The organism is Mesorhizobium sp. M8A.F.Ca.ET.202.01.1.1 (assembly GCF_004791595.1).
Taxonomy (GTDB): domain Bacteria; phylum Pseudomonadota; class Alphaproteobacteria; order Rhizobiales; family Rhizobiaceae; genus Mesorhizobium.
In genome coordinates this window covers 179,084-203,405 of sequence record NZ_SRUN01000011.1, presented here as the reverse complement: position 1 = coordinate 203,405, position 24,322 = coordinate 179,084, and the positions used below count along the sequence as shown (strand labels likewise).

Annotated in this window: 27 protein-coding genes; 11 read left to right on the top strand and 16 right to left on the bottom strand. The window is 64.8% G+C overall.

The window, feature by feature from the left end; translation table 11 throughout:
- Positions 1-9: 9 nt before the first annotated feature.
- The 3 genes from EN845_RS23530 to EN845_RS23520 all read right to left on the bottom strand — a co-directional run bounded on the left by EN845_RS23530 (position 10) and on the right by EN845_RS23520 (position 1,752).
- Positions 10-465 (bottom strand): MarR family winged helix-turn-helix transcriptional regulator, encoded by a 456-nt coding sequence (locus tag EN845_RS23530; RefSeq protein WP_127872772.1) that lies wholly within the window; start codon positions 463-465, stop codon positions 10-12.
- Positions 458-886 (bottom strand): polyketide cyclase, encoded by a 429-nt coding sequence (locus EN845_RS23525; protein WP_127872773.1) that lies wholly within the window; start codon positions 884-886, stop codon positions 458-460. The genes EN845_RS23530 and EN845_RS23525 overlap by 8 nt, the downstream gene beginning before the upstream one ends.
- 155 nt (positions 887-1,041) lie before the next feature.
- Entirely contained in the window at positions 1,042-1,752 is a 711-nt protein-coding gene (locus tag EN845_RS23520) for a DUF805 domain-containing protein (protein WP_127872774.1), read from the bottom strand.
- A gap of 139 nt (positions 1,753-1,891) precedes the next feature.
- Here EN845_RS23520 and EN845_RS23515 point away from each other — a divergent pair, with 139 nt between their 5' ends.
- Positions 1,892-3,331, top strand: a complete 1,440-nt coding sequence (locus EN845_RS23515) for a glycosyltransferase (protein ID WP_127872775.1) — start codon at positions 1,892-1,894, stop codon at positions 3,329-3,331.
- A 28-nt stretch (positions 3,332-3,359) separates the two neighbouring features.
- Here EN845_RS23515 and EN845_RS23510 read toward each other — a convergent pair whose 3' ends face one another.
- Positions 3,360-5,228, bottom strand: coding sequence for a DEAD/DEAH box helicase (locus tag EN845_RS23510; protein WP_127872776.1), 1,869 nt, complete (start codon positions 5,226-5,228; stop codon positions 3,360-3,362).
- A 345-nt stretch (positions 5,229-5,573) separates the two neighbouring features.
- Between EN845_RS23510 and EN845_RS23500 the strand changes: the two genes are divergently transcribed.
- From EN845_RS23500 to EN845_RS23490, 3 genes are all read left to right on the top strand, one after another.
- A complete protein-coding gene (locus EN845_RS23500; RefSeq protein WP_127279021.1) occupies positions 5,574-5,762 on the top strand; it encodes a hypothetical protein in 189 nt (62 codons plus the stop codon).
- 107 nt (positions 5,763-5,869) lie between these two features.
- On the top strand, positions 5,870-6,904 hold the full coding sequence (locus EN845_RS23495; RefSeq protein ID WP_127279020.1) for an aspartate-semialdehyde dehydrogenase: 1,035 nt from the start codon (positions 5,870-5,872) through the stop codon (positions 6,902-6,904).
- 197 nt (positions 6,905-7,101) lie between these two features.
- Entirely contained in the window at positions 7,102-7,554 is a 453-nt protein-coding gene (locus EN845_RS23490) for a GNAT family N-acetyltransferase (protein WP_127872778.1), read from the top strand.
- Between the two features lie 2 nt (positions 7,555-7,556).
- Here EN845_RS23490 and EN845_RS23485 read toward each other — a convergent pair whose 3' ends face one another.
- Entirely contained in the window at positions 7,557-7,964 is a 408-nt protein-coding gene (locus EN845_RS23485) for an ACT domain-containing protein (protein ID WP_127872779.1), read from the bottom strand.
- 176 nt (positions 7,965-8,140) lie between these two features.
- Here EN845_RS23485 and EN845_RS23480 point away from each other — a divergent pair, with 176 nt between their 5' ends.
- The 3 genes from EN845_RS23480 to EN845_RS23470 all read left to right on the top strand — a co-directional run bounded on the left by EN845_RS23480 (position 8,141) and on the right by EN845_RS23470 (position 9,948).
- Positions 8,141-9,046: a bestrophin family ion channel gene (locus tag EN845_RS23480; RefSeq protein WP_127872780.1), complete on the top strand. Its 906-nt coding sequence runs from the start codon at positions 8,141-8,143 to the stop codon at positions 9,044-9,046.
- A 105-nt stretch (positions 9,047-9,151) separates the two neighbouring features.
- Complete coding sequence (locus tag EN845_RS23475) at positions 9,152-9,562, top strand: DoxX family protein (RefSeq protein WP_127872781.1); 411 nt, start codon at positions 9,152-9,154, stop codon at positions 9,560-9,562.
- A 122-nt stretch (positions 9,563-9,684) separates the two neighbouring features.
- Complete coding sequence (locus EN845_RS23470) at positions 9,685-9,948, top strand: YMGG-like glycine zipper-containing protein (RefSeq protein ID WP_127279015.1); 264 nt, start codon at positions 9,685-9,687, stop codon at positions 9,946-9,948.
- A gap of 73 nt (positions 9,949-10,021) precedes the next feature.
- Here the strand turns inward: EN845_RS23470 and rpsP are convergent, their stop codons facing one another.
- From rpsP to EN845_RS23440, 6 genes are all read right to left on the bottom strand, one after another.
- On the bottom strand, positions 10,022-10,423 hold the full coding sequence (rpsP, locus tag EN845_RS23465; protein ID WP_127279014.1) for a 30S ribosomal protein S16: 402 nt from the start codon (positions 10,421-10,423) through the stop codon (positions 10,022-10,024).
- A 63-nt stretch (positions 10,424-10,486) separates the two neighbouring features.
- Positions 10,487-10,828, bottom strand: a complete 342-nt coding sequence (locus EN845_RS23460; protein ID WP_127279013.1) for a chorismate mutase — start codon at positions 10,826-10,828, stop codon at positions 10,487-10,489.
- Between the two features lie 8 nt (positions 10,829-10,836).
- On the bottom strand, positions 10,837-12,441 hold the full coding sequence (gene ffh, locus EN845_RS23455; RefSeq protein WP_127872782.1) for a signal recognition particle protein: 1,605 nt from the start codon (positions 12,439-12,441) through the stop codon (positions 10,837-10,839).
- Between the two features lie 292 nt (positions 12,442-12,733).
- Positions 12,734-13,687, bottom strand: a complete 954-nt coding sequence (locus EN845_RS23450; protein WP_127872783.1) for a type II CAAX endopeptidase family protein — start codon at positions 13,685-13,687, stop codon at positions 12,734-12,736.
- Positions 13,688-13,863: 176 nt separating this feature from the next.
- Entirely contained in the window at positions 13,864-14,463 is a 600-nt protein-coding gene (locus tag EN845_RS23445) for a DUF1236 domain-containing protein (RefSeq protein ID WP_127280417.1), read from the bottom strand.
- Between the two features lie 63 nt (positions 14,464-14,526).
- Positions 14,527-15,624, bottom strand: coding sequence for a putative zinc-binding metallopeptidase (locus EN845_RS23440; protein ID WP_127872784.1), 1,098 nt, complete (start codon positions 15,622-15,624; stop codon positions 14,527-14,529).
- Between the two features lie 296 nt (positions 15,625-15,920).
- On the opposite strand from EN845_RS23440, the gene EN845_RS23435 reads away from it, so the two are divergent.
- On the top strand, positions 15,921-16,718 hold the full coding sequence (locus EN845_RS23435) for a lytic transglycosylase domain-containing protein (RefSeq protein ID WP_127872785.1): 798 nt from the start codon (positions 15,921-15,923) through the stop codon (positions 16,716-16,718).
- Between the two features lie 48 nt (positions 16,719-16,766).
- On the opposite strand, the gene EN845_RS23430 is transcribed toward EN845_RS23435, so the two are convergent.
- Complete coding sequence (locus tag EN845_RS23430; protein WP_127872786.1) at positions 16,767-17,288, bottom strand: hypothetical protein; 522 nt, start codon at positions 17,286-17,288, stop codon at positions 16,767-16,769.
- A gap of 5 nt (positions 17,289-17,293) precedes the next feature.
- Positions 17,294-18,517, bottom strand: coding sequence for an argininosuccinate synthase (locus tag EN845_RS23425; RefSeq protein WP_127872787.1), 1,224 nt, complete (start codon positions 18,515-18,517; stop codon positions 17,294-17,296).
- Positions 18,518-18,824: 307 nt separating this feature from the next.
- Here EN845_RS23425 and EN845_RS23420 point away from each other — a divergent pair, with 307 nt between their 5' ends.
- Entirely contained in the window at positions 18,825-20,876 is a 2,052-nt protein-coding gene (locus EN845_RS23420) for a bifunctional diguanylate cyclase/phosphodiesterase (protein WP_127872788.1), read from the top strand.
- Positions 20,877-20,967: 91 nt separating this feature from the next.
- Positions 20,968-21,609: a LysE family translocator gene (locus tag EN845_RS23415; protein WP_127280596.1), complete on the top strand. Its 642-nt coding sequence runs from the start codon at positions 20,968-20,970 to the stop codon at positions 21,607-21,609.
- Here the strand turns inward: EN845_RS23415 and EN845_RS23410 are convergent.
- The 3 genes from EN845_RS23410 to rlmN are packed head-to-tail and all read right to left on the bottom strand — an operon-like array spanning position 21,581 to position 23,741.
- The gene (locus EN845_RS23410) at positions 21,581-22,063 is read right to left on the bottom strand and encodes a hypothetical protein (RefSeq protein WP_127872789.1); all 483 of its coding nucleotides are present in this window, start codon (positions 22,061-22,063) and stop codon (positions 21,581-21,583) included. The genes EN845_RS23415 and EN845_RS23410 overlap by 29 nt on opposite strands.
- Entirely contained in the window at positions 22,060-22,509 is a 450-nt protein-coding gene (locus tag EN845_RS23405) for a hypothetical protein (protein ID WP_127872790.1), read from the bottom strand. Before EN845_RS23405 ends, EN845_RS23410 begins: the two co-directional genes overlap by 4 nt.
- A complete protein-coding gene (gene rlmN / locus EN845_RS23400; protein ID WP_127872791.1) occupies positions 22,506-23,741 on the bottom strand; it encodes a 23S rRNA (adenine(2503)-C(2))-methyltransferase RlmN in 1,236 nt (411 codons plus the stop codon). The genes EN845_RS23405 and rlmN overlap by 4 nt, the downstream gene beginning before the upstream one ends.
- 268 nt (positions 23,742-24,009) lie before the next feature.
- On the opposite strand from rlmN, the gene EN845_RS23395 reads away from it, so the two are divergent.
- Positions 24,010-24,309 (top strand): hypothetical protein, encoded by a 300-nt coding sequence (locus EN845_RS23395; protein ID WP_127872792.1) that lies wholly within the window; start codon positions 24,010-24,012, stop codon positions 24,307-24,309.
- Positions 24,310-24,322: the final 13 nt, after the last annotated feature.

The following is a 24,322-nucleotide window of genomic DNA, read 5'->3' as shown; positions in this document are numbered from 1 at the left end:
CGTTCGGCCTCAGCGGATCTCGCCGGCAAGCTGACGCAGCAGGCCGACGAGCCTCGCCTCGTCCACCGGTTCGAAGAAGGCCGCGTCGGCGGCCTCGACGGCGACAATGGCGCGCTGCGCCGCCGCCGCCCCGGCTGATGTGACGCGGATCACCTTGGCCCGGGAATCCCGGGGATCAGCCTCGCGTGCGATCAATCCCTTGGCTTCCAGCCGGGCGATGACATCCGAGGTCATCTTCACCTCAGTGCCGGCCTGGGCGGCGAGCTGCACCTGGTTGGGCGGCTCGCCATCGCGGCCGAGCCACATCGCCGATGCGAGCAGCACGAACTGGACATGCGTCAGGTCGAGCGGCGCCAGCGCCGCCGTCATGACGCGCTGCCAGCGCATGGTGGTTCGCCAGAGCAGCAAGCCGGGGCTCTCCGAAGGTCCGCTGAAGCGGGTGTTCAAATCCTGACCGTCAGCCATTCTTCGCCAACGCCTCCGCTTGCTCGAACAGCTTGGCCATCGAGACGTCGAAATCGCCGCTGATCTGCGGCCCGAGTTCCGGGCCGACCTCGGCGGCCGAAGGGCCCGAGATATCGAGCCGGTGCGTCACCTGCGTGCCGCCTTCGACCGGCACCAGCGTGTGCCGGAACAGCAGCGTCGTGTCGCCGAACGAGGTTTCGTCGGCATAGGTCACGTTGTCGACGAGATCGACGATGACCGATTCGAATGTGTCCTGACCGACCGGTGTCACCGAGACGCGGGTGCCCTTGGCGAACGGCCCGTGCAGCACGAAGGTGTCGGAGCCCTCATAGGTCAGGCGGCCTTCATGCAATGCCCTGAGCGCGTTCCAGATGGCTTGCGCCGGAAGCGGGGAAGTCGCGGTGTATTCATTGGTCCACATCGTCTTGCTCCATCCGTCTTGCGTGATCGATTATTCGATCCGTGCACAGACTATCTGTGCACGGATTAAATTGCAAGAGAAATCTTCAGCCATGATGACCTCCGGCCCACGGTGGATCCTGGGAGTGACCTAATCCTCCGCAATATGCACGCTGGCTAGATTCTGACCCCCGCCGGCACCGGTCCCCATTGGTTTTCCCGCGCCTGCGTCGGGATCAGCGCGAAGACCAGGATGATCAGGCTGCCGATGCTCGGAATGAGGATCAGCAGATAGAGCCAGCCCGACAGGCCGATGTCGTGCAGCCGGCGTACGGTCATGCCGAGGCCGGGCAGGAATGTCGCCAGCAGGAAGGTGCCGCACAAGCCAACGGTGACCGCCGCCGAGACGTCGGTGTCGAAATTGCCCATCTCGATATCGGTGAAGATGCCGATGCCGAAGATGATCAGCAGGCAGACCATCCAGAACAGGCAGTAGCCCCAATATTCCTTGCGGCGGGCGCGACCGGCGAAGTTGAAGTAGTTCTGCGTCAGTCCACGCCAGAAATAGCTCCAGAGATCACTGGGTTCGGTTGGCTCGCACATCCGGCCGAAATGCTGCGCGTGCGATGCGGCAGCCGCAGGCGCGGGACCAGTTTGAGCCGGTGCGGGGCTTGCGCCGGCGTCGGCGGCCGGGCTGGCCGCCCGGGCGGAGATCGAAAAAACGTCACGCGCCTGGCCGCCGCTGGCCTGGAATTCGACCAGCGTGCCAGTGGGCATCGTGGTTTGCCGGCGAAGGTTCTCCCGGGTGAAAGTGTAGCGGTTGCCATCGGCTCCGGTGATGAAACCGAAGCCCTGGACCTCGTCGTAGTGAAGCACTTCGCCGCGCATGACCCACCCGCTTGTCGCCGCGTCCCAGTGAAGGTGTGGCACAGGGCTGAGCCTGGGGGCAAGCCGTGTTCCCAGGCTACCGCTTCCCCGGCAAATGAAGCATAAGACATCGAGTGCAACCGTTTCGCCAAAGCAGACAATGACAGTCGAACGTTCCGATGCCGGCGCTGTGATCGAGGACGGTAAGACCGCGACGCCTTCGACATCGGCCTCCCCCACATTGGCCATCGACGTCACCGGGCTGATGTTGTGGCCGGCCGGCAAGGGCCTGGCGGGCATTCCGCGCGTGGAGAGCTTTCTCGTCAACGCGGCGCTGGCGGATCCCGATCCTTGCGTGGAGGTGGTGGCGTTCAGGCCGAACGAGGGCAAGTTTCGGCCGCTTGCCCCCTATGAACTGGATCACGTCGCGACGGGCCGGATTTCACCGCACCGCGCCAAACAGTGGCCGGGAAGACGCACGGCCCTGTCGCAGGCTTTGGCTGCGGTGAGGCAACAGCCATGGCACAAGCGCGAGACGGACCGCCATCTTGCCAAGACGGTGACAAGCGGCCGCAAAGGGGCTGCCTACCAGGCGACGCAGCTGCTGATCCGCGCCTATCGCCTGTACCAGCGGGCGCGGATCCGGCTGTGCGTGGAGCCCGATGCTCCGGGCCGGAGCACCGAGGCGGAGCCGGGCCTCGTGCTGATCAGCCATCATGTCCTGACCCAGCAAGACCGCTCCGCGGTTTCAAGCGTCGCCGGCAAGCTTGCCTTGCTTTGCCATGATCTCATCCCGGCGCTGCGCCCGGACCTGGTCGGTTCGGGCATCGGCGAAACCCGTTTCGGCTCTTATCTCGAACAGCTGGTGCGCAGCGGCGCGCCGGCGTTCTGCGCTTCCGACGAGGTTGGCGCGACGCTGACCGATCACATGCGCAAGGCCGGCGTCTCCGCGCCTGTGGTGTACCGCTTTCCGATGCCTTCGATCCTGCACGAAACCGCTTCGCGCATGGGCGCGACCTCGCGCATCGAGACCGGCGAACCGTTCGTCATCTATTGTTCGACCATCGAAGTGCGCAAGAACCACATATTGCTGGCCCGGATCTGGCAGCAGGCGCTGGAAGAAGGCGTAAAACTGCCGCGGCTTGTCTGCGCCGGGCGCTGGGGCTGGATGATCGAGCCGCTGCGCGCCTATCTCGCGGTGCATCCCGAGCTGCTCCAGTCGGTCACGTTCACCGGGCTGGTCAGCGACGAGGAGCTCATCGGCTATTATCGCAGGGCCGCTTTCGGCGTCTTTCCCTCGCATATAGAGGGCTGGGGCTACGGCGCTTCGGAATGTCTCGATTTCGGCGTTCCGGTCATCGTCTCGACCGCGCCGTCACTGATCGAGGCGACCGGCGGAATGATGCCGGCGATCGACCCCGACGACCAGGCCGGCTGGTACGCTGCGATCCGCAAAATGGCGGAAGACCATGCCTGGCGATCCGCGCTGGCGGGGCGCATCGCCCAAAACCACCGGCCGACGCCGGCATCGGCAAGCTGGGCCGCCATCAAGGCCGGCCTGAAGGAAAGCGCGGCCCGCCAACATTCCGAGACGGCCTGACGCAAAATCCGCGGCTTTCGCGTCGGTCTTACGACGGACGCTTCTTCGTCTTCTTGTGCTTCGGCGCGCCGGTATTTTCGAATTTCGGCTTGTTGGGTTTTTTCGCCCACGGCTTTGCCTCATGCGCGGCGGCCGGGCGCTGGTCGACCGAGGCCGGAGCACGCTTGTCGAATTTGCGCTTCGGCGCGTTCGGATCGAACGGCGCCTTGCCGCGATGCGGCTTCTTGTCCGGGCTCGGCGGCTGATAGCCGGCCCGCGACAGGTCCGGCGTGCCGTCCAGCCGCTTCACCAGGATGGTGCCCTGCAATTTGCGGTCGGGGCCGATTGCCGCCACGAACCGGTCGGCCCAGTCGGCGGCGATCTGCACGAACGTCTCTTCCGGCTGCATCTTGATGGCGCCGATCTCGCGCTTCGAGATGCTGCCAGCACGGCACAGCATCGGGATCAGCCAGCGCGGCTCGGCATTCTGCCGGCGCCCCACCGAGAGCGAGAACCAGACGCTGGCGCCGAAATCGTCGCGGCGGCTGGGCGCCTCGTCGCGGTGCGCGAACTTTTCGCCCGCCAGTCTTTCGCGCGAAGGTGTGAAAGGCGCGACGTCCATGAGGTCCTCGGGCGCCGAGCGGCTGGAGCGGCACTGGCGCACGAAGGCGGCCGCCACCTGTTCGGCGCCGTGCCTGGCGAGCAGCGCGTCGATGAATGCACGCTCGTCATCCTTCACCGGTTCGTCGAAAGCCGGATCGGCAAGGATGCGCTCGTCGTCGCGCCGCATCACGTCGTCGGCCGAGGGCGGGCTCGCCCATGTCGCCGTCAGCTTGGCGCTTTGCAGCAGCCGCTCGGTGCGCCTGCGGGCGCTGCCCGGCACAATCAGTGCGCTGACGCCCTTGCGTCCGGCACGCCCGGTGCGGCCGCTGCGATGCAGCAGCGTTTCCGGATTGGTCGGCAGGTCGGCGTGGATCACCAGTTCGAGATTGGGCAGGTCGATGCCGCGCGCCGCGACATCGGTGGCGATGCAGACCTTGGCGCGGCCGTCGCGCATCGCCTGCAGCGCGTGGCTGCGTTCGTTCTGGCTGAGCTCGCCCGAGAGCGCCACGACGGAAAAATTGCGGTTGTTGAAGCGCGCGGTCAGATGGTTGACGGCGGCGCGCGTGTTGCAGAACACCAGCGCGTTCTTGGCCTCGTAGAAGCGCAGAACGTTGATGATGGCGTTCTCGCGGTCGGCCTGGGCGACATTCAGCGCCCGGTACTCGATGTCGAGATGCTGCTTTTCCTCGCCGGCGGCCGAGATGCGTACGGCATCGCGCTGATAGCCCTGGGCGAGCGTGGCGATGGAGCGCGGCACGGTGGCCGAGAACATCAGCGTGCGACGGTCGGCCGGCGCGGCGTCGAGGATGAATTCGAGGTCTTCGCGAAAGCCAAGATCGAGCATCTCGTCGGCCTCGTCGAGAACCACGGCCTTGAGCGTCGACATGTCGAGCGAATTGCGGGTGATGTGGTCGCGCAGCCTGCCGGGCGTACCGACGACGATATGGGCGCCGCGCTCCAGCGCGCGCCGTTCGGTGCGCATGTCCATGCCGCCGACGCAGGACGCCACCGTGGCGCCGGTCGGCTCGTAGAGCCATTCGAGCTCGCGCGTCACCTGCAGCGCCAGCTCGCGCGTCGGCGCCACCGCCAATGCCAGCGGCGCCGCGGCCGGGCCGAAACGTTCCGCGCCGTCGAGCAGCGTCGGCGCCATGGCAAGGCCGAAGGCCACGGTCTTGCCCGAGCCGGTCTGGGCCGACACCAGCGCGTCGGCCTGGCCGAGTTCCAGTACCGCCTTCTGCACCGGCGTCAGGTCGGAATAGCCGCGTTTTTCCAGCGCTTGGGCCAGCGCGGGAACAATACCATCGAAGTTGGACATCTCGTTCTTTCGGAATTCAGGGTTCTGCGCTCATCATGGAGCACATGCCGGGGCTGGCGCCGCGCCAGCCGAACAATCTTGGCCGTTCGTACTTCCTGCCGCCCTTCTTGTACAGGGTGCTGCGTAGCACGGCGATTGGCGAAACCGCTGGAGGGAGCGCCCCTCTCCCCGTCACTATACGGGGAGAGGATGCCGGCAGGCAGGTGAGGGGCGGCGCGAATGCTGATAGGTAAGGCGAGGAGGCTCACTCCGGACGAGCTATCTGCCAACGTCAGCGCCGCCCCTCATCCTCCCTTCGGGCACCTTCTCCCCGTATAGTGACGGGGAGAAGGAAGGGCGCGCCAATTGACTCTTTATCGAAACCGCGTAAAAGCCCGCTTCGAACGGGATCGTTTTTCGATGCGCGGCCTTTTGATGGCTCATCTTGCATTCGATGCCCCCAGCCTCAATGCGAACCATTGGGCCGGGCGTGTCGGCGCGTCCGCTCGTTCCAGCAAAACCATGGCCAAAAAAACCACCACCAAAACGGTGTGATTCCCTTGGCCTAACCACCCTCTCCCGGGTCCGGCCCGGGGGACGGAACCCGCACTTGGCCGGCGGGTTTTCTCCAAAAACCAAGCGGAGAGGGACAGGAGATTTCTATGAGTTTCAAGGTTGCAGTCGTCGGCGCCACGGGCAATGTGGGCCGGGAAATGCTCAACATACTGGAAGAGCGCGGCTTTCCGGTCAGCGAAGTCGTGGCGCTGGCCTCGCGGCGAAGCATGGGCACGGAAGTGTCGTTCGGTGACCGCACGCTGAAGGTCAGGCCGCTCGACCAGTATGATTTTTCCGACACCGACATCTGTATCATGTCGGCCGGCGGCAACGTCTCCAAGGAATGGTCGCCGAAGATCGGCAAGCAAGGCTGCGTCGTCATCGATAATTCGTCGGCCTTCCGCTACGACCAGGACGTGCCGCTGATCGTGCCTGAAGTGAATCCGGACGCGATCTCGCTGTTCACGCGCAAGAACATCATCGCCAACCCGAACTGCTCGACGGCGCAGCTCGTCGTGGCGCTGAAGCCGCTGCATGACGCCGCCACCATCAAGCGCGTCGTCGTCGCCACCTACCAGTCGGTGTCGGGCGCCGGGAAGGAAGGCATGGACGAACTGTTCACGCAGACACGCGCGGTGTTCGTCGCCGACCAGGTCGACGTCAAGAAGTTCACCAAGCGCATCGCCTTCAATGTCATTCCGCATATCGACGTCTTCCTCGACGACGGTTCCACCAAGGAAGAATGGAAGATGGTCGCCGAGACCAAGAAGATGCTCGACCCCAAGATCAAGCTGACGGCGACCTGCGTGCGCGTGCCGGTGTTCATCGGCCACTCGGAAGCGGTCAACATCGAGTTCGAAAAGCCGATCACCGCCGACGAGGCGCGCGACATCCTGCGCGAGGCGCCGGGCTGCCAGGTCTTGGACAAGCGCGAGGACGGCGGCTACATCACGCCGCTCGAATCGGCCGGCGAGGACGCCACCTTCATCTCGCGCATCCGCGAGGATTCGACCATCGACAACGGCCTGTCGATGTGGATCGTCTCCGACAATCTGCGCAAGGGCGCGGCGTTGAACGCGGTGCAGATCGCCGAGCTGCTGGTCGAGCGCGGCCTGATCCAGCCGAAGAAGAAGGCGGCATAATTTTTCGCTCACGGGCCGCACCGCCGCTGCTGCGGCTGGCCCTCCGCGGGGGCGCCTGACAACCGGCGGCCCGCCGTCGCGGGCTCGGCGTTCGGCCGTTAGCTCCCTTCTCCCCGTCACTATACGGGGAGAAGGTGCCGGCAGGCGGATGAGGGGCGGCGCCGGCCGCGAAATCCGCTTTCGTCGCGGGGCTTGGTATGATTGATAGCGCCAAAATTGCTCTGCGCCCGGCCGTCGCTTCCGATGCAGCCGCCATCGCCAGAATATTGCGGGCGGCGCTCAACTCCTTCGATTGGATGCCGGTCATTCACACCCCGGCCGAGGACCTCGCCTTCATCCGCGATATCGTGTTGCCCAACCAGCAGGTCACGGTCGCCGAGGACGGCGCCGACATTGCCGGCTTCATCGCCGTCATCGGCGATTGGGTGGAACAGCTCTATCTCGACCCGGCATCGACCGGGCAAGGCATCGGCAGCCGGCTGCTGATGGACGCGACCGCCGCGCTGCCTCAAGTCAAACTCCATTGCTTCCAGGCCAATACCGGCGCCCGGCGGTTCTATGAGCGCCATGGGTTCCAGGCGGAGGCGTTCGGCGACGGCACGACCAACGAGGAAGGGCTGCCGGACATTCTTTATGTCCGCAGGCGCTGATTTCAGGTCGCGCTGTCCTCCGCCAGCCTTAGCAACAATGCCATCGCCTCTTCCGCCCGCTCGGCCGGCACGAACAGATGGTCGTGATAAAAAGCCGAGACCGGATTGACGCCCATGCCGGCGGCGGCGAGGCGCGCGGTGATGGCGGCAAGGAAGCCGACCGCTTCCAGCGAGGAGTGGATGTTCAGCGTGATCATCCGGCAGCGGAACGAGGCCGCCAGCCCCATGGTCTGCGCGGCTTCCTCGGTCACGATCAGGGCCGTGCCTTCGCGCTCGCGAAACACCATCACCGGCTCCAGGCCTTCGGGCCGCGGAATGCCGGGCTTCAGCGTGGCAAAGACATAGGTGCCATCAAGCAATTCCGGCGTCATCGACGCCAACAGAGTCCTCAGATCGGTCTCGCCGGTCATTTTTCTCGCCTGTATCGGGACGGCGGCAGGCTTCTCAATATCCGCAACCAGCACACACCGGTAGTCCGCACACCGTGTGGACGACATGGCGATGCCGTTGGCGGCTGCGCTTGCGCATCTGGCGCATCGCACAATAGAGGATCTGAGGGCCGACGCCGGTCCGTGAAAGGCCATCGATGATCGTTCGCCCGCGCCCCACCTTCCTGCAGTTGTTCTTCATCATGCGCGGCTCGGTGGTGCCACGCATCCTGCCGCAGATTTTCGGCTTCGCGATCTATTCGGTGGTCATCCTCGTCGTGGCGCGCTGGTTCCAGCTCGATCTCGGCGTCTTCAACATCACGCCCTTCGGCCTGGTCGGCGTGACCTTGTCGATCTATCTGTCGTTTCGCAACAACGCCGCCTATGACCGCTGGTGGGAGGCGCGCAAGCTGTGGGGCGCGCTGGTCTTCGAAATCCGCAATCTGGCCCGCGCCACGACCAGCCTCATCCCCGATCGGACCGAGCAACGCGCCCTGCTGATGGAGGCGTTGGCCTTCTGTCATTTCCTGCGCGGCCAGTTGCGCAGGATCGACAGCGTCAAGGACGTCCGTGCCTTCATCGAGGCAGAAGCCGAGACGGCGGCGCGTTTCGCCAATCCGGCGGACGAGATGGTCAGGCGCATGGGCCGCCGTGCCAACGCGCAGCGCCAAATTGGCGAGTTCGACACGATTGGTTTCCGCATCCTGGATGAGAGGCTGGCATCAATCACCGCCATCCAGGCCGGCTGCGAGCGGATCGCCGGCACGCCCTTGCCCTTCGCCTACACGCTGCTGGTGCACCGCACGGCCTACATCGTGTGCCTGCTGTTGCCGATCGGCCTGATCTCGACCACCGGCTGGGCGACGCCATTGTTCACCGCGCTGATCGCCTACACCTTCTTCGGCCTCGACGCGCTTTCGGAAGAACTCGAGGATCCGTTCGGCACCGAAGCCAACGACCTCGCGCTCGACGGCCTGTGCCGGGTCTGTGAAATCTCTGTGTTCGAGGCCCTGGGCGAAACGCCGCCAAAGATGCTGCCGGCCGAAAAGTTTTACTTCTCGTAGGGCCGCATCGTCAAAGAATCCGGACACTTGTCGGACCGACGCCTCACGGCACGTCCTTGGTTCGACCACGCTGAAAAAGGGGCTGACCAACCGGAGGGAACACCTATGAGCATTTCCGAAATCGCGCCCGTCTCATCCGGCGCCTTGTGGACCGGCCGCGTGCTCAGCGGCCTCATCGTCCTGTTCATGATCTTCGACGGCGCCATCAAGCTGCCGCCGCTCGATATCGTCACCCAGACGATGGTGCCGCTCGGCTGGCCGGCCGACGCCAACGTCGCGCGCATGCTGGGTGTTATCGGCCTGGTCTCGACCGCGCTCTACGCACTGCCGCGCACCTCCGTGCTCGGCGCCATCCTGCTCACCGCCTATATGGGCGGCGCCATCGCCACCAATGCGCGTATCGGCAATCCGCTGTTTTCGCACACGCTGTTCGGCGTTTATCTCGGCATCATCCTGTGGGGCGGCCTCTATCTGCGCGATCCCAGGGTGCGCGCTGTGATCCCGCTCAGCCGATAGCAGTTCCGCGCCACCCGCTGCTGGCTGCCGTGGCGATCTTGATTCTCTCGGGATCAAATTAGCCGCCCGAGAGTTAAGCCCTTGGCGGCGAGACGGCGACCCGCATGAGAGAGGAACGACAAATGAAGAAAATCCTGACCATTCTGGTGCTGACGACGGCGCTCGGCGCCTGTTCGCAAACGGAGAAAGGCGCGGCCGTCGGTGGTCTTGGCGGCGCCGCGGTCGGCGCAGCGGTGGCTGGTGACCCGGTGCAGGGCGCAGTCGTCGGCGGCGCTGTCGGCGCGGTGGCCGGGGCGCTGATCGGCCATGCCAGCGAAAGCGGCCAATGCCGGTACCGCGACCGCTACGGTCGCACCTATGTCGATCGCTGCCCGAGCGGCTATTGATCGGCGACAAGTGCAAACAGCAGAACGGCGGGCACAGGCCCGCCGTTCTGTTTCCGCAAGGAATAGGAAGCGATTACTCCGCCGTGGCGGCTTCCGCTTCGGCCGGTGCGGCAGTGGCCGCGGCGACGGCGGCAGCGGCGTCTTCCTGGGCCTTCTTCAGCAGGGCGGCGCGTTCCTGCGCCTTCTTGCCGGGCTCGGCCTTCTTCGGGTTGGAGCGGGCTTCGCGCTTGGCAAGGCCGGCTTCGTCGAGGAAGCGCAGCACGCGGTCGGTCGGCTGGGCGCCGTGCGACAGCCAATGCTTGACGCGGTCGGCGTCGACCTTGATGCGCTCGCCGTCCTTCGGCAGCAGCGGGTTCCACGAGCCGAGCGACTCGATGAACCGGCCGTCGCGCGGCGAACGGGCGTCGGCGACGACGACGTGGTAGTAAGGACGCTTCTTCGAGCCCGCACGGGCCAGTCTGATCTTCAGTGCCATTTCTTTTCTCCTAAAAGCATTGATTTCGTTGATTAATCGAGGCTGGTCATCAGCCGGTTTTCGTCACGCCGTTGGCAGCGAGTTTTTTGACCCGCCGCTGCTCGAAGCGGCGATCTGTTCGTGGTGGCGGATCACTTCGCGGACGACGAAGTTGAGGAATTTCTCCGCGAAATCGGGGTCGAGATGCGCGTCATGCGCCAGCTGGCGGAGACGCGCGATCTGCTGCTGCTCGCGCGCCGGGTCGGCTGGCGGCAGGCCATGCTCGGCCTTGAGCACGCCGACCGCCTTGGTGCAGCGGAAGCGCTCGGCCAGCATATGGATGAGGGCTGCATCGATGTTGTCGATCGAGGCGCGGTAGCCGGCCAGGATGATGCGGGCGTCGGCCATGTCCTTTTCTTCGTTCATCCTTGTCCTCACTTCTTCTTGCCCAGACCCGGCAGACCGCCACCGCCGCCAAGGCCGGGCAGCCCCGGAAGTTTCATGCCGCCGGGCAAGCCCGGCAGGCCAGCGCCGCCCGGGGCGGGCAAGCCCTTCATGCCGCCGAGGCCGGCGGCCTGCGCCTGCTTCTGCAAGGCTTCGAGCTGCTTGGGGTCCATCTTCGACAGATCGGGCATGCCGCCGCCCATCATGCCGCCCATGCCACCAGGCATCATGCCGCCGAGGCCCATCTTGGAGGCAAGACCGCCCATCATGCCGCGCATCAAGCCGCCGCCTTTGCCCTTGCCGCCCATCGCCTTCATCATGTCGGCCATGCCGCGATGCATCTTGAGCAGCTTGTTGATCTCGGCGGCATCGGTGCCGGAGCCGGCGGCGATGCGCTTCTTGCGCGAGTGTTTCAGCATGTCGGGATTGGCGCGCTCGGCCTTGGTCATCGAGGAGATGATGGCGAGCTGGCGGCCGAACATCTTGTCGTCGAGGCCGGCCGCGGCCATCTGGTCCTTCATCTTGCCCATGCCGGGCATCATGCCCATGATGCCGCCCATGCCGCCCATTTTCGACATCTGCTGAAGCTGCTGGGCTAGATCGTTCAGGTCGAACTTGCCCGACTGCATTTTCTTGGCCATCGCCGCCGCCTGCTCGGCGTCGATGTTTTCCGCCGCCTTCTCGACGAGCGAGACGATGTCGCCCATGCCCAGGATGCGGTCGGCGATGCGCTTGGGGTGGAATTCCTCCAGCCCGTCCATCTTTTCGCCGGTGCCGATCAGCTTGATCGGCTTGCCGGTGACGGCGCGCATCGAAAGCGCGGCGCCGCCACGGCCGTCGCCGTCCATGCGGGTCAGCACCAGGCCGGTGATGCCGACGCGCTCGTCGAAGCTTTTCGCCAGGTTGACGGCGTCCTGGCCGGTCAGGGAGTCGGCGACCAGCAGGATTTCGTGCGGGCTCGACACCTTCTTGATGTCGGCCATCTCGACCATCAGCGGCTCGTCGATATGGGTGCGGCCGGCGGTGTCGAGGATTACGACGTCATGGCCGCCGAGCTTGGCCCCCTGCACGGCGCGCTTGGCGATATCGACCGGGTTCTGGCCTGATATCACAGGCAGCGTCGCGACCTTGACCTGCTCGCCGAGCTGGCGCAGCTGCTCCTGCGCGGCGGGACGCCGCGTGTCGAGCGAGGCCATCAGGACCTTCTTGTTCTGCCGCTCGGTCAGGCGCTTGGCGATCTTGGCCGAAGTCGTCGTCTTGCCGGAGCCCTGCAGGCCGACCATCATGACGACGACCGGGGCCGGCGCGTTGAGGTCGATGGCGACGCCCTCGGCGCCGAGCATGTCGACCAGCTCGTCATGGACGATCTTGACGACCATCTGTCCCGGCTTGATCGACTTGAGCACCGCCGCGCCGACGGCCTTCTCGCGCACCTTGTCGGTGAAGGAGCGCACCACTTCCAGCGCCACGTCGGCCTCGAGCAGCGCACGGCGCACCTCGCGCAACGCCGCCGAGACATCAGCCTCCGACAGCGCGCCGCGGCCGGTCAGGCCGTTCAGGATGGAGCCAAGGCGCTCCTGCAGCGATTCAAACATCTTGCTTCCTTCGATCCCGGTTCATTCGATCCGAGAGGTAATGCGTTCGCGCCCAGTCTCCAAGCAAAAGCCAGTCCAAGCAAAAGCCCAAAACCAAAAAGCACCCGGGGGCGCACAGCGCTGCCGGGTGTTGGCCTCCAGGATCTGTTTACAGCACTTGGCCTCAAAGAGGCTTCGGCGTCCTGGTCGGCTTGCTCGGAGGGATACTCGTCGCGGAATTCGGGGGCTGTAGACAGGAAATCGGCGCGAGAGTCAAGGCAAGGCCCGCGTCACGCCGTTTCCCGGGCCGCGATCAGGCCGCACGCGCGCCGTCCGTAACCTCGGCCGTAACCCTCAGCGGCGAGCGCGGATGCAGCAGCAAGACAATCGTCAGCAGGCTGCAGGCGATGCCGATGAGGGCAATGAGAATGGCATCCGACATCATCCAGCCCGGCCCTTCGAGCGGCTTGGCGGTGAACAAGGCGAAGGAATTGTAGCTCTCCTGATGCGAGATCAGCAGGAAGCCGGTCAGGTTGTTGCCGAGATGAACGCCAAGTGCCGCGCCGAGATTGCCGGTGGCATAGACCACGAGCGTCAGAAGCAGCGCGAAAGCGGCGATCGAGACCAGGACGCAGGCGTTGATGGCGGCCGAGGAGCCGCCGCTCCAGTGCAGCGAGGTGAACAGCAGGCCGGGCAGCAGCCCCCAGATGAAAGGGTTGCGGAACCGGTTGGCCAGGCCGCGCAGCAGGTAGCCACGAAACAGCACCTCTTCCGACGAGGTCTGCAGCAAGACGAGCGCGACGATCGGGATCGCGAACAACAGCCAGGACGACAGGCTGATCGTGCCGCGAGCGATCCCCGGCTCCAGCAGATAGAGCAGGATTTCGGACAAAGCCGAGGTGATCAGCACCGCGATCAGCCCCTTGAGGAAGCCCGGCCGCGATACGCGGCGGCCAGTGCCGAGGAGGGCCGACAGCGGCTCGCCATGCACCCAGCGCATGGCGATCCACAGGCCGATCCAGATACCGGCGAAAGAGGTGAGCGCGCTGAGGATGCCGATCGGCGAGGCAAGGAAGCCCTCCATGCCGTATGGCGAAGCCGCCGCCTGCCAGGCGAAGTAAACATGGCTGCCGCCGAACAGCACCGCCGCGGTGGTGGCGCCCCAGAACAGGACGACGATCAGCGTTCCCAGCAACAGGCGCGGCAAGGTCGTCCTGGCGTTCGGGCCGTTGCGATAGCGCTCGAAGGCAGTGTCGTCGATTGTCACGCTTGTCCTCGATCCCAATCCATCGTTCCTGGATCTAGCCGATGGCCTCGGGAATCGAAATCAATATCAGCAGGGACAGGCGCAAACTGGCAGCCGCGGCACCCGGCGCTGGCCAGCCTGCCGCGATCGCCAACCCAGGTGTCGCCAGCGGCCGCGACGGCGACCGCCGGCGTCTATCAACGCACCACGTACATGATGCGCCGTGTCTGCGGATCGATCAGCGCGCGCTGGCCGTTCACATAGACATAACGGTAGTTGTAGTCAGGAATTTCGCGCAGCTCGACCGTGTCTGGCAGGGTCGCGCCGGTGACCACCTCGCCGTCGAGATAGACAGGGTCCAGGCGGTGGGTGTCGACATAGGTCCGCACCGCGGCCGGCGGCGCGGGGAACTCGCCTACGACAGGATCACTGGAGATGATCGCGCCGGTATAGTCGGTGGAGTAGTTGCCGATGTCCTCCGGCGGCGAGACGACGGCGACAGCGGAGCGGCGCTGCGTCAGCACCACACGGCTGCCGCCGAAATCGGCGGTGACGTAGTCGGAATAGACCCAGCCCTGGCCGCCGGCTTCGGCGATGGTGCACCATTTGCTGTTTTCGATGCAGCCATTGAGCGTCGCCGACTGGCCCGCGGCGAGCACGCCGATCACCGGATATTGCGGACCCGGGCCGGCGCGCACATTGAGATCGGTGACCGCCGAGACAGCGGTATCGGCCAACGCGGCGCCAGACATTGCGGTCAGCATCCCGGCTATTGCGGGAAACAATAAGGATTTCATGGGTACTCTCCGTTTTAGTGATCCCTCGGCTGTGAAAACGGGGCAGCGGCGCATGCGTTCCGGCTAAAGTGCGCGAGCCAACTCACGATTTGTTCCCGCGCCTTTCGGCAAATCGGTCACAAGGTCGTGAACAAAGGCCAGTTTTTGCGCCGTCACGTCCGAAATGACGAAGGGGTAGAGATCGGGCAGGCCCATGCAGCGGTTGATCGAATTGGAGGCTTCCGACAGCACCAGCCAGCGGACAAGGATCCTGTCGAAAGGCTCGGGCGTGTTTGCAGGCTCCGAAGGCGCTGCCTGCAGTTCACCGCCGGTGTCGCCCCGTGGCAGTTCGTTCGCCTCCACCGTCTCCAGGCGGCCGAGCGGGAAGTTCAAGGCATGGACCATCTCCAGCGTGTCGGTGATATGCAGGTGGTGGGCCCAGGTCTCGGCCCAGTCCTCCCATGGGTGCGAGGTGGCGTAGGCCGAGATGTGGTTTTGCTGCCAGTCGGGCGCGGCGCCGTTGGTGTAGTAAGCCTTCAGCGCCTGTTCGTAGTCGGCGCGTTCGTCGCCGAACAAAGCGCGAAAGGCCTCCAGCCTTTGGGGATCGTCGCGGATCAGGCGGTCCCAGTAATAATGGCCGAGCTCGTGGCGGAAATGGCCGAGCAGGGTGCGGTAGTTCTCGCCCATCTCGATGCGACGTCTTTCACGCTCGGCTGAATCGGCCTCGGCGACGTTCAGCGTGATCAGGCCGTTGTCGTGACCGGTGAGAATCCGTTCGCCCCCCGGGCCCCCACCGATCGGATCGGCGAGGAAGTCGAAGGCCAGGCCGATTTCGTCCGTCGGGCTCTGCTTGGGCGCGACCGGCAGGCCGAAGGCGAGCAGCGAATAGATGGCGCGCTTCTTCGCTGCCTCGACACGGATCCAGCGGCGGCGGTTGCCGTCGACGGAGAGGTCGGGGATCAGCTGGTTCAGCACGCAGGCACGGCAGAAGACCTGCCCCGGCTCGGCCATCCAGTTGCAGGCGCATTCGTCGGCGTTTGTGCACTGGATGGCGCCATCGACGCCGGACAAGACAAAGTGCGCGCCCTCGGGATCATAGAGCACGAGACTGCGGCAGTTCAGGCATTGGGCGTTCTCGAAATAGAGACGGTGGCCGCAATGCGGGCAGTCGAAAAGTTTCATGTCGATCTCAATTCATCAGGAAGGCATAGGATGCATGGCGGCCCGTGCCCAAACGCGAACCACCGGCCGGCGTTCCGCACTCCATCGAGACTATTTCGCTTCGCCGGTCCGGCCGCCCCGCCGATGCTGTCCACGGCCGGCATCAACGTCTCTCATGCCTGGCCTCGCCATAATAATCACTTGATCGTAGGCAAATTCCCCGGCATTCGCCAGCATCGCGCCACAGACGGTGACAAATGCGCGTTTCGCTGGCAAATTCGCAATCGGGACGTGAATCAGGCAATCAGGAGAACAACATGGCATTTCTTGCCAAGGGTAGGATTTTAGCGGCCGCAATGGTGGCGGTGCTTGGGCTGGCAACGGGCGCGCAGGCGGCGGCCAGTTGCGGCAAGACCGGCGCCGGCTTCGACGCCTGGAAGCAGGATTTCGCCGCCGAGGCCAAGTCCGAGGGTGTCGGGTCGAGGGGCCTGGCCGCTCTGGCGGGCGCCACCTACGCAACCAGGACGATCTCCGCGGACCGCGCCATCCACAAGGCTTTCAGCGGCTCGGTGGACGATTTCATGAAACGCCGTGGCGGGTCGGCGATCATTTCCAAGGGCCGTTCGCTGAAGAAGTCGAACGCGGCGCTGTTCAACCAGATCGAAGCCAATTACGGCGTGTCGCCGGGCGTGTTGCTCGCCATCTGGGGCATGGAAACCGGCTTCGGTGCCTCGATGGGCAACCAGAACACGGTCTCAGCGATTTTGACGCTTGCCTATGATTGCCGCCGTCCGGACTATTTCCACCCGCATGCCATCGCGGCCCTGAAGCTGGTTGACCGCGGCGCGTTGACCTCGTCGTCGGTCGGCGCCATGCATGGCGAGGTCGGCCACACGCAGTTCCTGCCCGGAAATGTCTTGAAATATGCGGTCGGCAACGGAAACCTGCGCGACAAGGCCACCGCGCTGGCTTCCACCGCCAACTACCTCAAGGGTCATGGCTGGCGGGCCGGCGCGAGCGCGAGCGCCAATATGGGCGCGATTGCCGGCTGGAATTCGGCAAACGTCTATCAGCAAGCCATCGCCCGCATCGCCGACGCGATCGATGCCAACTGATCGAACATACGGTATTGAACGAAGAACCCGGCCTCCGCGCCGGGTTTTTCATTTCACGTCGAGCGCATAGGAGCAGCCGGCCAGCGCCTTGCCGGGATGGGACTCGACCGTCGAGACGTTGAGCGTGATGCGCGTGACAAGGCTCACGCCGCCGGCTTCCTCGGTGTTTTCGGCCACGACCTTCTCGCCGAGGAATTTGCCCGGCGTCGAGATCGTCGCCGGGACGTCGAGCTGGCGGGCGAGGTCCGGTGCGGCGATGCCGTCAAGCACCGCCATCGGGCCCGTCGCGGTAAAGACGATCGCTCCGGTCTCGCGCCCGAAGACGTGGACCGGGGCGGGCAAGCTGTATTGGCGCAGGAACGGATTGCCTGACGGAACTTCTTTCCAGCCGAGCGTGTCCGCCACGCTGGGCTCGCCTGCCAGCCAAAGGGCAAAGCCGTTGTAGCTGGGCACGTCGACCCGGCACTCGATCAGCGCGGCAAGGTCGAGCGGGCCAGGGTCGAAATCCCCGGCCATGGCTGGGGCCGCCAGAAGGACCAGCGGCACCAGGCATCGGCCGGGACAGCGCATTCCGTCTAGCTGTTGCGGTTGCGCGCGGCCAAAGTCCGCAGCCTCAGCGCGTTGAGGCGGATGAAGCCGGCGGCGTCCTTCTGGTCGTAGGCGCCACGGTCGTCCTCGAAGGTAACCAGCGCGTCGGAATAGAGCGTCTTCTTCGACTTGCGGCCGGTGACCATGACGTTGCCCTTGTAGAGCTTCAGCCGCACCGTGCCTTCGACGTCTTCCTGGCTCTTGTCGATCATCGCCTGCAGCATCAGACGCTCGGGCGAGAACCAGAAGCCGTTGTAGATGAGTTCCGCGTAGCGCGGCATGAACTCGTCCTTGAGGTGCGCCGCACCCCGGTCGAGCGTAATCGATTCGATGGCGCGATGGGCCACGATCAGGATGGCGCCGCCGGGCGTTTCATACACGCCCCGCGATTTCATGCCGACGAAACGGTTCTCGACCAGGTCGAGTCGGCCGATGCCATTGTCGCGGCCGAGATCGTTGAGGGCGGCCAGCATGGTGGCCGGCGACAGCTTCTTGCCGTTGAGCGCGACCGGATCGCCCTTGAGGAACTCGATTTCGATCTCGGTGACGGCGTCCGGGGCGTCCATCGGCGACACGGTGCGCTGGTGGACGAATTCCGGCGGCTCGCTCCATGGATCTTCCAGCACCTTGCCCTCGGAAGAGGAGTGCAGAAGATTGGCGTCGACCGAGAACGGCGCGTCGCCGCGCTTGTCCTTGGCCACGGGAATCTGATGCTGTTCGGCGAAGTTGATCAGGTCGGTGCGCGACTTGAACGACCAGTCGCGCCATGGCGCGATCACCTTGATGTCGGGGTTGAGCGCATAGGCCGAAAGCTCGAAGCGGACCTGGTCGTTGCCCTTGCCGGTGGCGCCATGCGCGATGGCGTCGGCGCCGGTCTCCCTGGCGATGTCGACCAGGTGCTTGGAGATCAGCGGCCGCGCGATCGAGGTTCCCAAGAGATAGGTGCCTTCGTAGACGGTGTTGGCGCGGAACATCGGGAAGACGAAGTCGGCGACGAATTCCTCGCGCACGTCGACGATGCGGATGTCCTTGATGCCCATCATCTCGGCCTTCTTGCGCGCCGGCTCCAATTCGCCGCCCTGGCCGAGATCGGCGGTGAAGGTGACGACTTCGGCGCCGAGTTCGGTCTGCAGCCATTTCAGGATGATGGATGTGTCGAGGCCGCCGGAATAGGCGAGCACGACCTTCTTGACGTCTTTGGTCTTGGACATTTCTGCTCCGTCGAAAAGTGGACGCTTGAGGCAATGGCGTCACGGATTGTCGGAGCGCCTTTTAGCAGGAACCGCAAAGCGAGCAAGCGCAGGCGGCGCCAGCCTTCTGATCCAGCCAATGGCGGGGCAGCCAAACTGGTTGGGGAAACAACCTGCTACAATCAGCGGCTGCATTTATACCTCGTATTTAATCAAGTTTTCACCCCCAGCCGCTAAACATCCAAGACAGAGCCGCCTGGCCGCATGTTGGCGCCGAAGCGGCTTGTGCCCGTTCGTCGCGGGTATCCTCGGGCTTGGGTCATCCTCGATGCGCGTTATATCCTGCATCGTCACGGAGCATAATCTGTGGCTTGTCCTGCTGGCCGCGCTGATGTGCGTCACCGGCTGCTGGGTGACGATCGGTCTCCTGGATCGCGCCAGGAAGACCGTCGGCATGCAGATGCGGGGCTGGCTGTTCCTGACCGCGGTCGCGGCCGGCTCTTCGATCTGGTGTACGCATTTCATCGCCATGCTGGCCTATCAGCCCGGCGCGCCGATCACCTTCGATCCGGCGCTCACCATGATATCCCTGGTCATCGCCATGGTTGGAACCGGGGCGGGTTTCGGTCTTGCCCTCGACAAAAGCCGCGGCCTGGCGCCGGAATGGGGCGGATGCCTTGTCGGGCTGGCAATCTGTGCCATGCACTATACCGGCATGATCGCCTATCACGTGGCCGGCATCGTCGAATGGGACGCCCGCTATGTGGTCGCTTCGCTGCTGATCGCGATGGCGTTCTCCGCCGTGGCGATCGGCCAGGCGGAGCGCCGGCCATATCGCTGGTCGCACTATCTCGGCATCGGATTGCTGGTGCTGGCGATCGTCGGCCTGCATTTCACGGCCATGGCCGCGGTGGCGGTGACGCCGCTCTCCTTCATCACCACGGGCACCAATCCCGATATCCTCGAAGCGATGGCCGTCGCCGTCGCCGTGGTCGGCCTGATCGTCGCGGCCACAGGCTTTGCCAGCTACCTGATCGACGAACGCGGCCGGCTCGAGAGCTTCGAGCGACTGCAGCACCTTGCCCTCAACGATGCGCTGACAGGTCTCGCCAACCGGGTCTCCTTCAACGACCGCCTCGACCATGAGATCGAGCGGGCACGCGAGGGAGGCGCGATGACGGCCGTCATCGTCATCGATCTCGACCGCTTCAAGGAGATCAACGACCTCAGGGGCCATGCGGCCGGCGATCAGGCACTCAAGATCATCGCCCGCAGGCTGGCGAAACTGACCGGCGACGGCGAGTTCGTCGCCAGGCTCGGCGGCGACGAATTCGCCGCCATCAAGCAATTCAAGGACCAGAACGAGCTGCTCGGCCTGGTTTCACGCCTGGAGAAGTCCCTGTTCGAGCCGCTGCTGCTCGACGATTTCGAGACCGTTACCGGCGCCAGCATCGGCGTCGCCGTCTATCCGCGTGACGGGGCCGACCGGGAGAGGCTGGTCAGCAATGCGGATCTGGCCATGTACCGGGCCAAGAACGACGTGGCGCGGGCCGTCTGTTTCTACGAATCGGCCATGGACGAGACGGCGCGGGCACGGCGCGCCCTGGCCACCGACCTTCGCCAGGCCATCGAACGTGGCGAACTCACGCTCCACTACCAGGTGCAGACTTCGGTCTCGACCGGCGCCACCTGCGGCTACGAGGCGTTGCTGCGCTGGACCCATCCGGTGCATGGCATGATCCCGCCCGCCGAATTCATTCCGATCGCCGAGGAGAATGGCTCGATCCTGGCGATCGGCGAATGGGTGCTGCGCACCGCGTGCCGCCAGGCAGCGTCCTGGGACAAGGGTCACAAGATCGCGGTCAACCTGTCGCCGGTGCAGCTCGCCCATGCCGATCTCGCCAAGCTCGTCCACCAGATCCTGGTCGAAACCGGCCTGTCGCCGAGGCGCCTCGAACTGGAGCTGACCGAATCGACGATCGTCGCCGACAAGGTCCGCACGCTGCACGTGCTGCGCCAGATCAAGGCGCTGGGCGTGACGATCGCGATCGACGATTTCGGCACCGGCTATTCGTCGCTCGACACCCTGCGCTCGTTTCCGTTCGACAAGATCAAGCTCGACCGTTCCTTCATGGCCGATGTCGAGCGCAGCCCGCAGGCCAAGGCGATCATCCGCGCGGTGCTGACACTGGGGCGCAGCCTCGACATTCCGGTGCTTGCCGAAGGTGTCGAGACGCATGTCCAGCTCACCATCCTGCAAGTGGAAGGCTGCAACGAGGCGCAAGGCTACTTCCTCGGCCGCCCCAAGCCGATCGACCAGATTTTGCTGACCGGAGCGGCCGCCCATTCGCTGGCCGAGATCGATCTGTCGGCGGCTTAGAAAACCCCGCCGCGGGAGGATACTCCCGCCTGCGCATCTGGCGTCGGCGCGGCGTATCTTGTATAGGCTCGGGACCTTCCCGAGGCCTTGCATGTCCTTCATTCCCGACACGACCACGCTGATCCAGTTCGCGATCGCCACCGTGATCCTGGCGATCACGCCGGGCCCTGACATGACGCTGTTCGTCTCGCGCACGCTGAGCCAGGGGCGGGCCACCGGCTTTGCCTCGATGGCCGGCGCGTTGTGCGGCACGCTGATCCACACCACGCTGGTGGTGGTCGGCGTCTCGGCGCTGATCGTCGCCTCGCCGATGGCTTTCTTCGTGCTGAAGATCTTTGGCGCCGGCTATCTCGTCTTCCTGGCCTGGCAGGCGATCGCCAAGGGCTCGGCCTTCTCGCCGGAGAAGAAGACAGGCCCGCGGATTTCGCTGCTGCGCAGTTGGGCGGCGGGGATCGGCGTGAACCTGCTCAACCCGAAGGTCATTCTGTTCTTCATGACCTTCCTGCCGCAATTCGTCTCCGCGCACGATCCGAACGCGCCCGGGAAGCTGTTCTTCCTCGGCGCCATGTTCATCGTCCTGTCGATCCCGGTGACGGTGCCGATGGTGCTGGCGGCGGAAAAATTCTCGGCGGCGATGAAGGCCAGCCCGCGCGTGACGCGGGTGGTCGACTATCTCTTCGCCGGCGTGTTCTCGGCCTTCGCGCTCAAGATCCTGACTGCCCAGGCGAAGTAGGGGCTTTCTCGACCTCCCACCAGCTTCCCGCCCAGCGCCCGGCGCTGAGCCAGTAGAAGATGCCGCCGACCATGCCGCCGCCAATGACGGCCATGATGGCGCTGGTCTCGGTGACCGCGAAAGCGGATTCGCGGACATTGTCGACGAGGCCGAGGAAAACCCCCGCCACCAGCGCGCCCGCCAGCGCGTAGAACAGCCAGTCGCGCCGGCCCAGGATTTCGGCAATCAGGATGACGACGGCGGCCGGCATGAAGCCGAAATAAGCGACGAACAGGGCGACGAAAGGAATGGAAAAATAGAGCGATGCCGCCGCCGCCGGATGGGCTTGCGCCGGCGCGTAGCCGAGCGAGGCCAGGAACAGGATGTTGAGGAAGGCGCTCGCCGCCAGCGCGGCGACGGCGTAGCCGAACAGGATGACGGCGAAGCGCACGATATAGGCGACGAGACGGGTCATGGGGGGTCGCGTCCCGTGAGATGCCCGGACTTGTGTCCAGCCAGAAGCCAGTAGACCCAGCCGGCGGCAACACCGGCCGCGGCCAGAAAACCGAGGAAGCCCGGGTTGAAAACGAAGCCTCCGGCCGAGCCGGGGACAAAAACACCGAAGGCGATCGACGTGACCGCACCCGTGACGGCGAAGTAGAACCATCCCCGCAGCGCCAGCCGTTCGGCGAGGAAGATCGCGGGACCGACGATCAGCAGCGCGCAGATCGCCACGGTCAGCACGGCGAGCGGGAAGGAGGCCAGCCAGTCGAATGTGAAAATGATCGACCAGTTGCCGTCCTCGATCCCGGCCAGAAGAACGATCAGCAGCACAGGCACCAGGATAGAGGTCAGCACGGCGGCGACGTAGCCGACTGCTATTATGGCGAGGCGCGGGAGGCCGGCGACGAGACGGCTCACACCTCGCCGTGCCCCGCGATCATCATGGCCTCCAGCGCCAGCCGGTCGACCTTGCGCATGCGCTCCGATTCCGACTTCAGCTGGCCGCAGGCGGCCAGGATGTCGCGGCCGCGCGGCGTGCGGATCGGCGAGGCATAGCCGGCATTGTTGATGTAGTCGGCGAATTTCTCGATCGTCTCCCAGTCCGAGCACTGGTAGTTGGTGCCCGGCCACGGGTTGAAGGGGATCAGGTTGATCTTGGCCGGAATGCCCTTGAGCAGCTTGATCAGGCCCTTGGCGTCCTCGATGGAATCGTTGACGTCCTTCAGCATCACATATTCGAAAGTGATGCGCCTGGCATTGGAGAGGCCGGGATAGGCGCGGCAGGCGGCGATCAGCTCCTTCAGCGGATACTTCTTGTTGATCGGCACCAGCAAGTCGCGCAGATCGTCATTGGTGGCATGCAGCGAGATCGCCAGCATGACGCCGATCTCCTCGCCGGTGCGGAAAATCTCGGGCACGACGCCGGAGGTCGACAGCGTGATGCGGCGCTTCGACAGGGACAGGCCGTCGCCGTCGGAGGCGATCAGCAGCGCCTTCTTCACCGCCTCGAAATTGTAGAGCGGTTCGCCCATGCCCATCATGACGATGTTGGAGACCTTGCGGCCCTCGGCCGGCACGATGGCGCCGTCTGGCGTGTCGCGGTCGGGGAAGTCGCCGAGCCGATCGCGCGCGGTGAGCAACTGCGCCAGGATTTCTTCCGTGGTCAGGTTGCGCACCAGCTTCTGCGTGCCGGTGTGGCAGAACGAGCAGGTCAAGGTGCAGCCGACCTGCGAGGAGATGCAGAGCGTGCCTCGGCCTTCCTCGGGGATATAGACGGTTTCGATCTCGACCGGCCGGCCGGCGCCGCGCGGCGGGAAGCGGAACAGCCACTTTCTGGTGCCGTCGGCGGAAATCTGCTCCTCGACGATTTCTGGCCGGGCAACGGTGAAGTGCCTGTCGAGCTCGGCGCGCAGGTCCTTGGAGATGTTGAACATGCCGGCAAAGTCTGAAACGCCGCGCACATACATCCAGTGCCAGAGCTGCTGGGCGCGCATTTTTGCCTGACGCTCCGGCACGATGCCTGAAGCGACGAGAGCCTCGCCGAGTTCGGCTCGTGTCAGGCCAATCAGCGAGGGCTTTTCTGCCTGCACGGGGCGGGCGCGCAAGGCGTCGCGGGCGCCTTCGGCGGTAAGGTCGAGTGAAAGGGTCATGGTTCCACTGATATAAGCGGTTTACGGCCGATTTCATCCATCGGGCCGATGTCAAGCGCGGCGCATAGCACAGCTTGGCGGCAGAGTCATGCCGCGGGCGATCGGGCAGCCTGTCCCGCCGCCGGGTCGCGGTGGACAAGCCGCGCCTGGCTGGTGCTGTTTGCCGGCGCGCGATCGATCACATATTCGTGTCGGTGTAACGGCTGGCGAGCCATCGGCGAACCCTGAAATGGGGCAACTGTGCCCCCGCACAATGGGAGTATGCAGAATGAAATCGATCAAACTCGCCGTCATTGCCGGCGTCGCCGCTCTTTGCGCCTCGCAGGCGCTTGCCGAGGACACGATGGGCACCATGACCATGATGAAAGGGGGCCAGGTGACGGCGATCATGCCGGACGGGCACATGGGCACCATGATGCCGGACGCGAAGATGAGCGCCGACATGATGAAAATGGCCAAGCCCATCAAGCATTGCATGATGATGATGACCGACGCCAAGGGTAAAGCCTACATGGTCGATACATCGACCAAGAAGGCCCAGGCCGAATGTGAAAAAATGGCCATGTGACGACCCCGCGAGC